Origin of the sequence: Nostoc sp. CmiVER01 (assembly GCF_034531135.2) — a bacterium.
Lineage (GTDB): Bacteria > Cyanobacteriota > Cyanobacteriia > Cyanobacteriales > Nostocaceae > Nostoc.
This window is the reverse complement of sequence record NZ_JAVRBU020000002.1, coordinates 435,226-450,113: the sequence shown is the minus strand read 5'-3', so window position 1 is coordinate 450,113 and position 14,888 is coordinate 435,226. Positions and strand designations below refer to the sequence as shown.

Here is a 14,888-nt window from a genome sequence, read left to right as displayed (position 1 = left end):
TGTAGTTTTGTTGAGAAAAATCCGGGTAATGGATAGCCAATATATCAGGGATGGTTAAGGTGGGGTAAAACCTTAGTTAATCAGCTATTGTCTCGTTCCCAGTCGGAGACTGGGAATGCCCATCGTTGAGGCTGCCGCCTCCCCTACTTGCCACAGCAGCCTAATAATTAGCATTTCCGGTTTCTGGCTCGAAAGGAGATTTTAATAAATTATAAAAACGGTGCGTTAGCCTTTGACATAATACACCCTACTATGCAGTTTTAGCATTTTCTTCTGATGTTTGTTCTGCAACATTTTTTAAGCGGCTCGATCTGATTTTACGGATGCGATCGCTATTGCGAACACCACCTGCCATTTCATATTCGCGGCTGTCTTTGCCGTATTTGATCGCAACCACCATCAGCATCTTTTCAGAAAGCTGACTCAAGTTTTTTTCCATCTCTTCAATTTCAGTTTTAGAAGAGTCAACCACAGACAGAGCAGTATTATAAACATCAAGTTTTTTGCGTAACTGCTCAATTGACTCAATCAGTTTTTCCAGATTATAATTTTCATCAAATTTGATGTTTGGAACAATCGATTTCAGTCCAGCCGACCTTAACTGAGCTTTTTCTAGAATGCGGGATGTGCGTTTTTGACGAGACATAAAATTAGTCCTTTAAGATGCTGCTATAGCTAGCTTGGCTTAATTAAACTGCGTTTCGGTTCAGCAAAACTCGCAGTTTTTGCTTATAAAATTTTCAGGTCATATCAGTAATTTTTCGGTATTTATTTTCAGAATTTAATTAATAATGTAAAAAAGCAAAAGTGAGATTACTCCCGTCACGAGTGAAACCACTTCTGTCACGAGTTAGACCACTTCTGTCACGACTGAGACCGCTCCCGTCACGAGTTAGACCACTTCTGTCACGACTGAGACCGCTCCCGTCACGAGTTAGACCACTTCTGTCACGATTGAAACCACTCCCGTCACGAGTTAGACCAATTCTGTCACGATTGAAACCACTCCCGTCACGAGTTAGACCAATTCTGTCACGACTGAAACCGCTCCCGTCACGAGTTAGACCACTTCTGTCACGACTGAAACCACTCCCGTCACGAGTTAGACCACTTCAGTTTGTTGGGAAGTGCTGTAGATGCAAAGCAGCTTAAGCGATCGCTTAGTATTTTGTCCTAATCACTAAAATCGCATTATTGCGATAAAATTAATAGTATGCGTAAGCTTATCCCAGACAATGCCAGAAACACGGATTATTTTCTTTCAAGATGATAGAGGAGAAGTTCCAGTCTTAAAGTGGCTAAACAAATTACTTAAACAGGATCGTAAGGGATATGCAAACTGCATCGCTAGAATTGAGCAATTAGCTGAGTATGGTTTTGAATTAAGACGACCCGCCGCAGATTTTCTGCGTGATGGTATTTATGAACTAAGAGCCAAGCACATCAGAGTACAGTATAGAATTCTATATTTTTTTCATGGTCAAAACGTAGTGATTTTAGCTCATGCCATTATTAAAGAGGATAACCAAGTTCCAGATCGAGAAATTGATTTAGCATTAAAATACAAAAATTTATTCATACTCAATTCAGAAATTCATACTTATATCGAACCAGAGGAAGAAACAGATGAAGAAAACTAATGATGCACTGAAAATCATTAAAAGAATGATGAAAGAAGATCCAGAATTACAAGAGATGGTTAGAGAATCATCAATAAATGCTCAGGTATCTCAAATCATCTACGATGCACGTAAAGAAGCGGGACTAACGCAGCAACAACTAGCCGATTTAGTCGGTACTACCCAGTCAGTCATTGCTCGATTGGAAGATTCTGACTATGAGGGACATTCTTTGTCGATATTGGCTCGGATCGCAGGAGCTTTAAATCAAAAAGTAGAAATTAAAATGTCACCTAAAGAAGTTGCTTAAAACCTATCATGGCTAGGGATATTTTTACTGGATTGTAATGTATAACATCCAATAGGAAGCGCTATAGTTTAACGTCGCTCATTGACAATCTAGACAATTTCTGTGATGATTTTATGACTAATTGCGATCGCTCACTTATCGACACCAGAGAGAATTTGTAAATGCAATACTTCGTATTCCTGCTCTGTTATTAGAGAACTGGGTTGAGTAGCTGCAAAAGTATAGGATCGCACTTTGCTTAAAACTATAAATCCTCATCCCTGCATCCCCTTATACCAATTAACGAAAATCAGGCTACAGATACAAGTCTGTAAACTCAAATTAAATCTAACTGTCTTAAATTACGAATTACGAATTACGAATTAAAAATTATTTCCACCATCGCGCCACATCTACAATAGCGCGGGCAACTTCTGCCGTTGCTGCTTCGCCACCTAATGCAAAGATAACTGGAAACAATGCCTTGATATCTTGCAGCAAATTAGGGCGAGTGCGAACAGATAACTCATGAAGTGTATCTTGCCAGAGAGCGAAAAGTTTGGCATTCGGCATTTGTGACAGACCAAAAGCTAATGCACTCAGGGCTTCGGCGCGAGACCTCTCATGTTCAATCGCCAGCGCCGCCTCTAGGGCTTGTGGCAACACATCGGGCAGTTTGTCGGCTAATGCTCTCAGGGCTTCGGCGCGAGACCTCTCATCCTGAATCGCCGTGGCGGTGGTGAGTACTTCTAAAAGTGCTAGTTTTTTTAAATTTGGCGGTAAATAGTTGACTAGCTCTGCTAGGGCTTCTACTTTTTCCTTTGGCTCTGGTTTTTGCAGAGCGTAAGCTAGTCCTTGTTCAGGAGTCCACAGATGTTTTTTGACCAATGCTACCAGCAATTTACCTGGTATGTTAGCTGCCAAACTGTTCACGGATGCAGTAATCAAAGCATAGCGACACTGCCAACCCACAACTTGCGGCTGAGTTGATTCATTGCAATTCGTTTGTGCTAATTCCCAAGCACGAGAAATATCTGTGATGTAACCCGCAGTTTGTCCTAATTTTTCTCGCGTTTCATACCAGCCATTGTTGCCAGTTACCAACTCTTCCCGCAATAACTGGTGAATCTTTTCAACCTGTCCAGCTTTATCTAAATGCCAAACTAAATGCTGATGAATATAACCATCATCGAGCAAGGTATGCCATAAATTATTTTCAGTTTTCTGCCGATACTTCTCCAACAAAGCGACGTGAGCCTTAGCAAGGGAAATCCCTAGTCCTGGTAAATCACCTCGACGCGGTTGTGGGGGAGCTGTTAACAAGTTCCGTGCTAAGTCGTGGAATAAGTCATGTAGGCGATAGGTAAGCGTACCATCAGCAAGAGGAACACCAAGTAATAATAGGGCTTTACTTTGTAAATCTTTCAATGAATCAGAGGCATCGCGCTCATCTGCAATACCCCAAAGTGTTGCTGCCATTTTGGGAGTAATACTTACATCTTCAGGTAACACCCCCAACCAAGTAAAGTATTCTTTATCCTCTGGTGACAATCGCTTTATGCTCAAGTTCAAAGATGCAGTTAAGCTGAGGCGTTTTAAACTTGCTTCATCAGTAGTATCTTTTGCCCCTGGTCTATTCAATGATTTTAACCGAGCAATTTCTTGTTTAATATCTTGTAACAAGTCTGTCCAAGTTGTACCACTAGTCACTTGGGCAGCTGCTAGTTCCAATGCTAGGGGGAGATAACCAACGCCTTCAGCTAACTTTTCTGCTGATTGACGTTCTTTACCTGAAATCTCCCGTCCTAAATTCTTCGTCAGCAATTCCATCGCTTGGGATGCTGTCATTATATCTAGACTGTAGGTGCTGGCTTTTAATGCGTCAGCGATCGCCCCTTCACGAGTAGTTACCAAAACTTGACACCGCGCCCCGCCAACATTAAACGCTTGTGCATCTTCGGTATTCCAAGCATCGTCCACCACCAGCAACACAGCTTTGTCATAAAGCAGAGTACGCAGATGGGTAGAAGCAGCTTCTACACTGGTAGGTTTAAAGCTATAGTCTCTTAGTGCCTGCACCCAGCCACTAAGTAAAGAAAGCACATCAGGTTGCTGGCCTAATGTTGCCCAAAGAATGCCATCACAAAACCGAGTTTGGATTTCTGGATCATGGGCTAATGCTGCGGCTAAGGTCGATTTACCCACAGAACCCAAACCGTGAATTGCAGTAATTACCAAAGCACGACTATCTGATGATGACTCTGTGAGCAGACGCTTTTTTAAATCATTGCTGTACTCTGGGCGTTCTACAAAGGATGTGGGTAAGGGTGGCGCTTGCACAAGACGGCAAACAGAATGAGCAATAGTATTATTAACGGGATAGTGCTTTTTGAGTGCAGCAATCAAATCCTCAAGTGCTTTTGCAGGGTTTTGCCAATAAAGAGCAATACATTCATCAAAGCTCAATCTCCCTACATCAGCATCCTCTTCCATCTGAAGACAAAAAACTCGCGTTTGTCTACCAGAAGTCTGCTGTCTGGCTGCGTTAACAATCTGCGATGCCCAACGGGTTCCCAATGCTCTACTAGTTCCACACAATACCACTGCTCCGCCAGCACTCAAAACTTTTGAGACTTCCTCGGTGAACGACTCCCCCACCATGACAGTTCCGCGATGTACTACCTCATAGCCAGCCTCGCGGATGTGTTTTGCCAATTCTTCTGCTAAATCTTCTTCTTTGGGATGATGGGCAATGTAAACTTGCCAGTTTGTCTGACTCATTTTATTGCCCGCAGCAATTGAGATACGCCTTGTGACCAGTCATTAACCAAATCTGCATACTTGATATCAGCTAGAATAGCAGGCGGTTCCCCACCTGTGAGCAAAATTGGCAATACCTTTACTTGGTGTCCTGACAATTGTCGAGCTAACACTGACATCCACTCACGGTTTACCCAAGGCGACATACCAGACGAAGAGTAACACAGAACTAAATACTTAGATCCTTCTAGCCCTTGGTCAACACGCTCAACAATCGAATCTCCTACGTCTATCTTCCATTCATCAAACCATACTTCATGCCCAGCAGTTCTTAATTCATTCGCTAACTGTTCAGCTTGTTGAGCATCACTTTTACGATGACTGATGAAGACATTTGGCATAGTTAAATTATTTATTTGAATGATATTAATTTAACAATTTTACTCAGACGCGATAAATCGCGGCTCTACATGAGGCTTTTTGGCTGATTATTTAAATTATAAGTATAGCGACTGTTTGGAAAGTCAAGCGATGCCTAATTATCATCTCATCTATCCACCAGTGGTAGGGTGTGTTAGGCAAAACGCCGTAACGCATCGCAATAGATATTTAAATGGTGCGTTGCACTTTGCGACAACGCACCCTACTTAGAATTATTCAATACAGTTCTGTTAAGAATAATCGTAGAGTAATGTATGCCAACCACACAAAAACTGCTGTATGAATCGTCCCCGAATTATTCAACCTGGTCAAAGCTATACATTCAGCAAATATTTTGAACTGCCGTTTTCTCCAGAAGATATTCTGGCTGAACTTGGCTGTTCTTACAAACGCGAACGGTTGCAATTACCAAAAACAGAATTTAACTCTGAGATAATTGCAGAATTACAGCGAGTCATTGAGCGTAACTTTCGACGTGTTAAGCTGCGTAGTGAGGATGCACGCAAGCAAGCAATTATTGCACCGATATTACTAGAAGTTTGCGAAATTGCCCAAACCCAATTGAATATTGAGTATCCTATTAGTGTGAACGACCAACTAAAAGGCAGCTTGGATTACTACATTAATAAAGGTAAGGGATTGTTAGTAATTGAAGCAAAACAAGCTGATTTAAGTAGAGGGTTTACACAATTAGCAGTTGAATTGATTGCACTCGATCAATGGATAGATTCAGAATTGCCATATCTTTATGGGGCAGTAACTACTGGTGAAGATTGGCGATTTGCAATTTACAACCGTCAGGAAAAGCAGATAACAGAAGACCTCAAATTATATCGGGTTCCTGAAGAGTTAACTGAATTAACTCACATTTTAGTTGGCATATTGAGCAATTAGACTTTACATCTTGTGGAGGCAAATGGAAGTACCGAGCGAATGGAATTGCGGCTACACAAACGTTCGCCCTTGGCGTTCTTGCAGGGTAGTCCACGGAGGTGGACTAAGAAAAAATTGAGGCTTTAAAACCCACAGAGGTGGGTTTTGTATTTCGACTCCGCTCAACACAGGTCTGTATAGCCGCGAATTCTAATTTGCCCAATATTACACAAACATCCTCTACTACTCCATCTCTGCCAATTCTAACCAGCGTTCAGTCGCCACATCGATCGCGTGCTTGAGCTTTTCTACACGATCGTACAGCTTTTGCACTTCGCTATAATTCCCCGGTGAGACATTCCCCAGTGCTTTCTCAGTTTCCAACTTCTCAGCCTCTAACTCGGCAATCTTACCTTCCAATTGCTCAAATTCTTTTTTCTCCCAATTGGATAACCTCCGCCGCTTGGTATTCTCTACATCCTTGGGCGCAGACGCACCATTTTGCACTTCGGCATTTTTCGGCTTCTCCTTAGTATTCGCAGCTTGTTGCTGTGCCTCTTCAGCCTTCTTATAGTCCAGATAAATCGAGTAATTACCTGGATATTGTCTCAGATTACCGCCTTCCTCAAAGGAAAATACTGTATCGATGGTGCGATCGAGAAAGTAGCGATCGTGAGAAACTACAATTACACAACCAACAAAATCCTCTAAATAATCCTCTAATACTGCCAAAGTCTGAACATCTAAATCGTTTGTCGGTTCATCTAAAATTAAGACATTGGGCGCACTCATCAAAACCCGCAATAGAAATAAACGGCGTTTTTCACCACCAGAAAGTTTATTAATTGGGGCATACTGTTGATTACCAGGAAACAAAAACCGCTCCAACATTTGCGAAGCAGTAATCTGAGTCCCATCGGTAATTTTGATAAATTCTCCTTCTTCTTTGATGTAATCAATCACGCGCTGATTTTCATTTAAAGCTGTGAGCAATTCTTCAGAATGCTGATCAAAATAACCAATGTGAACTGTAGTCCCAATTTCTGCAACACCTGAATCTGGCTGAATCTGACCAGTAATAATATCCATTAAAGTGGATTTACCAGCACCGTTAGGGCCGATAATGCCGATGCGGTCTTCTGGACTAAATTCATAGGTAAAATTATTAATTAGAGTCCGCCCATTGTATGCCTTAGAAATGTTATTTAATTCAATAACTTTTTTGCCAATGCGACGACCAACTGTAGAAATATCAACTTTACCCTGAACTTGTTTAAATTCAGTATCTCGCAGAGCATGAGCGCGGTCAATTCTCGCTTTTTGCTTGGTACTTCTGGCTTTCGGCCCTTTCTTGAGCCATTCCAACTCGCGCCGCAATAAGCCTTGATGTTTACGTTGACTACTTACAGCAGATTCTTCAGCTAAAGCTTTCTTTTCCAGGTAATATGAATAGTTACCTGTATAGGTGTAAATGTCGCCTCGGTCGATTTCAATAATCCGATTGGTAACGCGATCTAGAAAGTAGCGATCGTGAGTTATTAGAAAAAGTGCGCCGCGATAGCGATTTAAATAACTTTGTAACCATTCTACAGAAAGAGCATCAAGATGGTTTGTCGGCTCATCCATCAGCAAAGCATCGGGTTCTGCTAGCAACGCTGATGCTAAAGCAATCCGCTTGCGATAACCTCCAGATAAAGTGCCTATCTTGGCGTCAAAATCAGAAATTCCTAATTTAGTGAGGATGATTTTAGCATTAGTTTCTAATTCCCAAGCACCGCTTGTATCCATCTTTTGCATCACCACAGAAAGGCGAGACATCAGTTGGCTATCATCTGGATAGTGAGCCAATTTATCTGAGAGTTCTTCATACTCACGCACTAAAGCCATGTGTTCGCCACTGTCGGCGAAAACTTGCTCTAAAACTGTGTGATTCTCATCTAAATTTGGTAACTGGGGTAAGTAGATAATTCGAGAACCAGAGTTGACTAAAATCTGACCGCTATCAATCGATTCTAATCCAGCAATCATTTTTAATAGGGTTGATTTGCCAGAACCGTTAGTACCAATTAAGCCAACTTTATCGGTAGCATCAAGGCTAAAGCTAGCATCTTTTAAAATTTCTTTGATGCCAAAATCTTTTTTGACTGATTGTAGTGTAATAATACTCATAAGATTTAGTAGCTTTTCATTGATTATTAATTAGTAGGTAAGGCACATACCCTACCTACATTGCCGAATTCTATACAAATAAATCCAAGGGGAGATGTCCATACATTTCGTTGATTCCGTCTTCATCGTAAGACTGACAAGACACTAATACACCACGATGATGTCCAGCATAAGAATCGAGATAACACAAGCCATTTTTACCATTTAATTTGATATAAACTGGGCCTTCGGGTGTAAGTAAATTGTCTGGTGCTTCATAACCCAAAGCCAGGGAATAAGTCTTCATGGCAAGTATTCCTTCTTCTGCCGTATCAGCACAAATTCCTAAAATTTGATAATCAGCAAGTTTAGCAATTAAAATTAAGGCACTACGAATTACTAATTTTTCTGATGGCTTGAGGACAGGCGCAATGTCTAGACAGTTGAATTTATTCAGTAATTTTTTCGCTTCTTCGGCGGTGAGATTCTGAGGATTGGGGGTTGACATAAACTTCGATTATTGTCTTGTTGGTTTTTGTGTTGTGTTGAAGTTGGGACTAGTGCCGTAAGGCGTAAGTCACCTATTCAAAAGTCAAAAAGCTTTAATTTTGGGCTTTATTGCTGTAATGAAATAGTAGGTTTATTTCCGCAAGCTTGTACTAGCCCAACTTAACTAAATATTATTTACTCGAATTAAGGTTGATTTTGGACATTTCCAAGGTTGTATATGAAGGGAACGCCGCTTTTTGAGTCACCACCCATAACGAGGACTTTGGGCATCTGAGCGCCGCCACTCTTCCAAGCTTCAATTGCTTCTTTTTGCAGAACTAACTGTCCTCCTTGGGCTTTGAGTGTCTCTGCTAAGAGTCTTTGAGCTTCTGCCCTACCTTTAGCGCGATTCACATCTGCTTGTGCTTCTTGTTCTGCTTCCCGTGCTACATAAACGGCTCTTTGCGCCCGTTGTTCAGCAATTTGTTTTTCTTCCACAGCTCTGGCAAATTCTGGTGAGAATGCTAAATCAACTACGCTAGTATCTAACACAATTATCCCATATTTGTCTAAGCGATCGCCTAGCGCTTGATCAAAGTCTTCTTTCAACTCACTTCTTTTGGTAATTGCTTCTTCTACTGTTCTTCTAGCGGCTGCAATTTTAAATGCTTCTTGGGTCTGGGGTGCAATGATTTTCGATACAATATTTGCTAAGGTTCCTTGTTTCCTTCTAACTTCAACTACCTGCATGGGATCGAGGCGAAAGTTAATCGCAAATCTCGCAGATAAATTTTGCAAATCCTTGGTAGAACTTTCTGCTGGCACTTCAAATTTTTGCACCGTCAAATCATACACATCTATCACTGAGATAAAAGGCGGTTTTACGTGAATTCCTTCCAATAATGCCCCATCTTTGGCTTTACCCAAAATGCTAATCACTCCTGCTTGTCCTGGGTTAATAATGATAAAGGAATTTAGTCCCAGAATCACTAGTGCTGCTAACACAATTCCTAAAACTGTGCTTTGCCAATTTCCAAATTGCTGATTTTTCAAATTCTTCTCTCCATGTGAGTTAGTCATTTATCATTCGTCATTTGTCATTTGTCATTTGTCATGAAGAGTTATTATTTTTCTCCTTGTTTTCCTTCTCTAGCCTATAGTGCTGAGTAAAAAGTCTTACTTGTGTCTGGGTAAACTCAGTTACTAGTTTAAGCTTCTTATTAGTCTGTGTGAATCAACCCTTTAATTTGAAGAACGCGGCACTAGCGGTTTAAGGGAAATCCAAAAAATAAATTATCCAATTTTTGGAATCACAACGACTTTCCCTCCCCCTGCTCCCTGCCCCCTGTCCCCTGCCTCTAAAACGATGGGATCTTTTTATTTGGAAGTCCCTAATGTCCATCATTTGTGATGATATTAACCAATTGGAGCGGTTTATAGATGGAGGAGCGAATGATATTATCCAAGTTTCCCTAACTGTTTTAGTTTATTGTTGCAAACATATATGCAAGTTACAGATGTAGTTGTCATTGGTAGCGGTATTGGCGGTTTGAGTTGTGCTGCTGTTTTGGCGCGGTATGGCTTTGATGTAATAGTCTGTGAAAGTCATTCCATTGCTGGAGGTGCTGCCCATGCTTTTGAGCGCAATGGTTTTAAATTTGACTCGGGCCCGTCTCTCTACTCTGGACTGTCTTACAGCCCCTCTGCCAACCCTCTGCGGCAAGTCTTAGATGCAATTGGCTCGGAATTACCATGCGTAACCTATGATACTTGGGGTTGTTGTGTACCAGAAGGCGATTTTGATACGTCGGTTGGTGCGGAGCAATTTTGTGAAGTTCTGATGAAATTTCGGGGACATGATGCTGTAGCCGAATGGCAAGAACTCCAGCGCGTTATGGAACCATTCGCTAGTGCAGCAACTTCTATACCACCGGCGGCTTTACGCTTTGATTTTGGTGCAGCTAGAACTGTGGGCCCGTTTATCCCATCTTTGACAAAACATCTGGCAAATATGATTAAGCTGACGGGCCTCTTCAGCCGGATTATGGATGGCGTTGTTAAAGATCCTTTTACCCGAAACTGGCTGAATTTGCTGTGTTTTCTGCTTTCTGGATTGCCCGCAGATGGCACTAGCGCCGCAGAAGTAGGATTTATGTTTGCTGACTGGTATCGGCCAGATGCAATACTAGAATATCCCATTGGTGGTAGTGGTGCTTTAGTTGACACCCTTGTACAAGGATTGGGGCGTCACGGTGGGAAGCTGATGCTGGGCGCTCATGTGGAAGAAGTCCTTGTAGAAGGTAATCGTGCGGTGGGTGTGCGTCTGCGCGATCGCTCCGAAATTCGCGCACATCGAGCAGTAATTTCTAATGCCTCGGTTTGGGACACACTGAAGTTACTACCAGAAAAGGCAGTACCCAAACAGTACCGCGCTAAACGACAAGCAACACCTGAGTGTGATAGCTTTATGCATCTCCATTTAGGCATTGATGCTCAAGGATTACAGTCAAATTTGCGGTGTCATTACATCGTGGTTAATGACTGGGAATTAGGCATAACAGCACCTCAGAATGTTGTAGTTATCTCCATCCCTTCAGTTCTCGATCCATCCTTAGCACCACCAGGCAAACACGTAATTCATGTTTATACTCCTGGTAATGAGCCATACTCTATCTGGCAAGGAATGGATAGAAGGAACCAAGAATACGCCGAAAAAAAGCGATCGCGTGCAGAAATAATGTGGCAAGCCCTAGAGCGCATCATTCCAGATATTCGCTCTCGTTGCGAAGTCACACTTGTTGGTACACCTCTAACTCACGAACGTTATCTCCGCCGTCATCAAGGTTCCTACGGCCCAGCAATTCAGGCTGGAAGCGCTATGTTTCCTGGCCCCAACACACCTTTAGCAGGGTTGATGTGCTGTGGCGACTCAACATTTCCCGGTATTGGTTTACCAGCAGTCGCCGCCAGTGGGCTGATTGCTGCCAATACCCTTGCACCAGTTAATAAGCATTTAGCAATGCTGCAAGATATCAAGTGTATTTAATTTTTCGAGTATAAAATCTAGTTGCCAAGAGAGCCGCACCCACTGCCAAAACTGCTAGTACACTATCAGGTTCGGGTACGGCAGCAACTTCAGCATCAATTCGCGCAGTTCCAGCAAACGAACCTGTCAATTCAGGTTTTTGCAGGATATTAGCAAACTCTGGAGAAAACAGCAATTTCACATCAGGGATGGTTAAATTTTGATTATCAAATGCCACAGGTTCTGGAAGACTCAAATCAAACAAAATTGTATTTAAAGAATATGTGTCTTTCAAAACAAATCCGCTAGCATCTTTAACGGTACGTCCTGGAACAAAACCAATTGAAAAGTCACCTACAGTAATTTGATTGTTGAAAGTAACAGTCCCAGTATGCTCGATTGTCCCTGAGAGCGGAGTAAAACCGCCCTCATCGCTGAACGTGAAGTTGCTGGCTGAATCTATGTTAAAGCCAACCAAATAATTGCTGGGAGTTGGTGCGACTGTATTATTACTACCTGTCAAGATTAGTCCGATATTTCTAAGAATATCCTCGTGGTCACGATCAATGCTAGTGACTCCAGATATTACTTTAAAAGTTGCGGCTTCTACCTTTATAGAGGCAATTGATATAAAAGCTGCTGTTGTACAAGCAAGAATTCCTGAAAACTGAAAAAAACGCATAGATAAAATCCCCCTTATTTTAGTAGTTAATTTTATCTAAAAAGCGCTCCTTATAAAACTAAAAAGACTTTTATGAAATTTATATGAAGTAGTTGTCAAACTAATGGATAAATTTCAGTCTTAGAGTTACAAATACAAATTTATATACTACATGGGCATAAATAAATATCACTGCTTATAAGGAAGCATAAGGTATAAAATATAAAGCATTAAGTGTAAAATATGATAAAAATATAGTTATGTTTAATTATGCCTACTACCAATTATTTAGGCTTAAACCTAAAAATTCTAATGTGGTTAAGCATAAATTTTGGGTTTAATTGTTGATAAGTTTATGTTAATAAGCCAAGCACTAGCGCAAAAATTATTTATCTATTTTATAAAATAAATCTTAAGTAGGATGCGTTAGGCATTCATATCTGTTTTGAATAGTCAGCCTCAAGCCTTGGGGACGTTTCTTTCTGGTCAGGTGGATAGGACAATTGCTTTATTTGCTGATTTAAGCAAAAAACAGACAAAGAATTTTTGTTCTTATTGGAAAAGCATCGCAGTCGAATTGTCAAATCTTAATTTTTATCAAATTTTAAAATTTCACTTAAATTAAATAGTTTTGGAGCCTCCTTACTAACAATTAATGGCAGCTTGCCATTCCATTTTTCTATCGCTTGCCTTTGCAGAATTTCGGGAGTTAAACCATCACGTAATAATCTGTGGGCTTCAGCCTCTCCTTTTGCTAAATTAACTTTTGCTTCAGCCTCTTTTGTTGCTTTCAGTGCAATAAACTCTGCTCGTTTTGCTTCTTGTTCGGCAATCTGCTTCGCCTCCACCGCCTCACCAAATCTTTCTGAAAAATGGATATGAACTAAAGAAATATCATCAACTGCAACATGATAACTAGCGAGACGTGTAGACAAAGCATCATCTACTCCACCTTTAACTTCTCCTCGCTTAGTAATCACTTCTTCAGCAGTATACTTTGCTATTACTGCTTTTAAAACTTCTTCAACTGCTGGGTTAATAATCCGAATAACTACATCTTGCTCATCTCCAATTTCCTGAAAAATGGCATTTGCTTCCTGGGGAATAATATGCCAATTCAGGGCTACATCGGTGAAAACATTTTGTAAATCTTTAGAAGAAGCCTCAGCCGAAATTTCCTGATTTTGAACTCGAATACTCAACTTTTTCACAGTATTAACTACAGGAATAATTAAGTGCAGTCCTTCTCCTAATATCTGGTTTTGTACTTCACCAAATTTCATCAAAACACCACGTTCACCTGCATTGACAATCACACAAGGCGTGAGAAAAAGAGTTATCAGAAACAAAAGAGCAGTCAGTTTACCGGCACTGTTAAAAGTTGGATTTTTTTTCATCTGTGTGAAACATGTATGTGTCTTTATGCAAGACACATATTTATGAGTTGTAAGCTTCTTGTGGTCATGCTCTTATAAGCTTGACTTTAAGTCAATTTTCATATCACTGAGCAGTTAATATGTTGAATATATACAGGTATATAATTAAGCCGCCAATGGTGTACTTTACTACCCCAATTTGGAGATAGTGAAGGCTAAGGTAGCTTTATATTTACCTAAATCACTGTAATAATATCTGAAAACCGTAGTATTTGAAAAGGTAAGTTTGCCACTTAATTGAGTAAAGCAGTAGGGCAAATCACACTTTTCCCAACCGATGTATTACATTTAGCTCGTCTTTTTGTTTACCAAACTCATTAACTGCTTATCCAAGCCGATGAGATAATCTCTACCGTAAGCCCCATTTTCTAAGCCTGTAACAAGATGATTGGGAATATCTTGTCTAATTTCCTCGCTACAAGAACCAGCAGCCAAGGCGATTGCAGCTACTGTATCCACATCCCCGGTAAAAGCAATACAATCTTGTAAAAGTTCGCTCATGCTGTCATTTCGCATCACCGCAGTAATCGCAGCCCTGACACTCATCCAGCCTTTGGATTTTACTTTATCTTCCCACGGTTTAGACCACTCCCCAGGTACATAACTTTCCAGAAACTCTCCTAATTTGCGTTTTGCCCCCAGTTGATAGATAAAATAATGTGACATCAAGGCAGCCGCAACGGCAGCATTGATTCCATCAGGTGTATTGTGGGTAATTGCCGCTTGAATTGTTACCGCCTCAATAACTTTTTCTGGTGTCGCATAGATGCCAATCGCGGCTGCACGCATCGCTGCCCCGCTTTTGTCACTCTCAGGGTTAATTTTCGTTAAAAACTCTTCCCCATCTTGAATTTCTCTTAGAAAATGGTAGAAGCTTCGAGCATAACCTTCTCTCTCATCACGTTTGAAGGCTCTAACGAAACTATCGGCTAAAACTTCTATCGTTCACGGTGCTTGAATAACAATTACCTCAGCAATGGCAATGCTCATCTGGGTATCGTCTGTGTAGCTGCCAGGATTGAGTCGAAAACGCGGATGTTCCACGTATCGGCTCAAATCATTGTTAACGATCATCTCGTCAGCATATTCAAAGCCTGCACCGTAGGCATCTGCGTAGGCGTAGCCCGCCGTAGGCATCGCTAACTCT

12 protein-coding genes and 1 pseudogene are annotated in these 14,888 nt (G+C 41.1%); 4 read left to right on the top strand and 9 right to left on the bottom strand.

Translation table 11 applies throughout. The annotated features are described in order from the left end of the window. Positions 1-250 precede the first annotated feature (250 nt). Positions 251-646, bottom strand: a complete 396-nt coding sequence (locus RMZ43_RS04600; RefSeq protein ID WP_322652116.1) for a hypothetical protein — start codon at positions 644-646, stop codon at positions 251-253. Between the two features lie 589 nt (positions 647-1,235). Here RMZ43_RS04600 and RMZ43_RS04595 point away from each other — a divergent pair. Continuing rightward, a complete protein-coding gene (locus RMZ43_RS04595; RefSeq protein ID WP_322652118.1) occupies positions 1,236-1,640 on the top strand; it encodes a type II toxin-antitoxin system RelE/ParE family toxin in 405 nt (134 codons plus the stop codon). Then, entirely contained in the window at positions 1,627-1,929 is a 303-nt protein-coding gene (locus RMZ43_RS04590; RefSeq protein WP_322652119.1) for a helix-turn-helix domain-containing protein, read from the top strand. Before RMZ43_RS04595 ends, RMZ43_RS04590 begins: the two co-directional genes overlap by 14 nt. A gap of 369 nt (positions 1,930-2,298) precedes the next feature. Here RMZ43_RS04590 and RMZ43_RS04585 read toward each other — a convergent pair whose 3' ends face one another. Further along, positions 2,299-4,689 (bottom strand): NB-ARC domain-containing protein, encoded by a 2,391-nt coding sequence (locus tag RMZ43_RS04585; RefSeq protein WP_322654511.1) that lies wholly within the window; start codon positions 4,687-4,689, stop codon positions 2,299-2,301. Then, a complete protein-coding gene (locus tag RMZ43_RS04580; protein ID WP_322654512.1) occupies positions 4,686-5,069 on the bottom strand; it encodes a toll/interleukin-1 receptor domain-containing protein in 384 nt (127 codons plus the stop codon). Before RMZ43_RS04580 ends, RMZ43_RS04585 begins: the two co-directional genes overlap by 4 nt. Before the next feature lie 319 nt (positions 5,070-5,388). On the opposite strand from RMZ43_RS04580, the gene RMZ43_RS04575 reads away from it, so the two are divergent. Then, a complete protein-coding gene (locus RMZ43_RS04575; protein ID WP_322654513.1) occupies positions 5,389-6,003 on the top strand; it encodes a hypothetical protein in 615 nt (204 codons plus the stop codon). Positions 6,004-6,225: 222 nt separating this feature from the next. Here RMZ43_RS04575 and RMZ43_RS04570 read toward each other — a convergent pair whose 3' ends face one another. The 3 genes from RMZ43_RS04570 to RMZ43_RS04560 form a co-directional block, all read right to left on the bottom strand. Next, entirely contained in the window at positions 6,226-8,151 is a 1,926-nt protein-coding gene (locus RMZ43_RS04570; RefSeq protein WP_322654514.1) for an ABC-F family ATP-binding cassette domain-containing protein, read from the bottom strand. A gap of 70 nt (positions 8,152-8,221) precedes the next feature. Then, positions 8,222-8,638, bottom strand: coding sequence for a DUF1824 family protein (locus RMZ43_RS04565; protein ID WP_109010880.1), 417 nt, complete (start codon positions 8,636-8,638; stop codon positions 8,222-8,224). Positions 8,639-8,823: 185 nt separating this feature from the next. Beyond that, a complete protein-coding gene (locus RMZ43_RS04560; protein WP_322654738.1) occupies positions 8,824-9,672 on the bottom strand; it encodes a prohibitin family protein in 849 nt (282 codons plus the stop codon). Between the two features lie 451 nt (positions 9,673-10,123). Between RMZ43_RS04560 and RMZ43_RS04555 the strand changes: the two genes are divergently transcribed. Continuing rightward, positions 10,124-11,665, top strand: a complete 1,542-nt coding sequence (locus tag RMZ43_RS04555) for a phytoene desaturase family protein (protein WP_322654515.1) — start codon at positions 10,124-10,126, stop codon at positions 11,663-11,665. Here RMZ43_RS04555 and RMZ43_RS04550 read toward each other — a convergent pair. From RMZ43_RS04550 to RMZ43_RS04540, 3 genes and pseudogenes are all read right to left on the bottom strand, one after another. After that, positions 11,652-12,326, bottom strand: coding sequence for a hypothetical protein (locus tag RMZ43_RS04550; protein WP_322654516.1), 675 nt, complete (start codon positions 12,324-12,326; stop codon positions 11,652-11,654). The two genes, RMZ43_RS04555 and RMZ43_RS04550, sit on opposite strands and share 14 nt — an antisense overlap. A 566-nt stretch (positions 12,327-12,892) precedes the next feature. Further along, on the bottom strand, positions 12,893-13,702 hold the full coding sequence (locus RMZ43_RS04545) for a prohibitin family protein (protein ID WP_322654517.1): 810 nt from the start codon (positions 13,700-13,702) through the stop codon (positions 12,893-12,895). Between the two features lie 327 nt (positions 13,703-14,029). Next, positions 14,030-14,878, bottom strand: a pseudogene (locus RMZ43_RS04540) (ADP-ribosylglycohydrolase family protein). Between the last annotated feature and the right edge of the window lie 10 nt (positions 14,879-14,888).

Bases quoted from the DNA above. Each gene is read 5' to 3' on its own strand.
- RMZ43_RS04570 (WP_322654514.1), bottom strand. From the start codon at position 8,151: ATGAGTATTATTACACTACAATCAGTCAAAAAAGATTTTGGCATCAAA.
- RMZ43_RS04600 (WP_322652116.1), bottom strand. From the start codon at position 646: ATGTCTCGTCAAAAACGCACATCCCGCATTCTAGAAAAAGCTCAGTTA.
- RMZ43_RS04595 (WP_322652118.1), top strand. From the start codon at position 1,236: ATGCCAGAAACACGGATTATTTTCTTTCAAGATGATAGAGGAGAAGTT.
- RMZ43_RS04585 (WP_322654511.1), bottom strand. From the start codon at position 4,689: ATGAGTCAGACAAACTGGCAAGTTTACATTGCCCATCATCCCAAAGAA.
- RMZ43_RS04545 (WP_322654517.1), bottom strand. From the start codon at position 13,702: ATGAAAAAAAATCCAACTTTTAACAGTGCCGGTAAACTGACTGCTCTT.
- RMZ43_RS04550 (WP_322654516.1), bottom strand. From the start codon at position 12,326: ATGCGTTTTTTTCAGTTTTCAGGAATTCTTGCTTGTACAACAGCAGCT.
- RMZ43_RS04555 (WP_322654515.1), top strand. From the start codon at position 10,124: ATGCAAGTTACAGATGTAGTTGTCATTGGTAGCGGTATTGGCGGTTTG.
- RMZ43_RS04565 (WP_109010880.1), bottom strand. From the start codon at position 8,638: ATGTCAACCCCCAATCCTCAGAATCTCACCGCCGAAGAAGCGAAAAAA.
- RMZ43_RS04590 (WP_322652119.1), top strand. From the start codon at position 1,627: ATGAAGAAAACTAATGATGCACTGAAAATCATTAAAAGAATGATGAAA.
- RMZ43_RS04580 (WP_322654512.1), bottom strand. From the start codon at position 5,069: ATGCCAAATGTCTTCATCAGTCATCGTAAAAGTGATGCTCAACAAGCT.
- RMZ43_RS04575 (WP_322654513.1), top strand. From the start codon at position 5,389: ATGAATCGTCCCCGAATTATTCAACCTGGTCAAAGCTATACATTCAGC.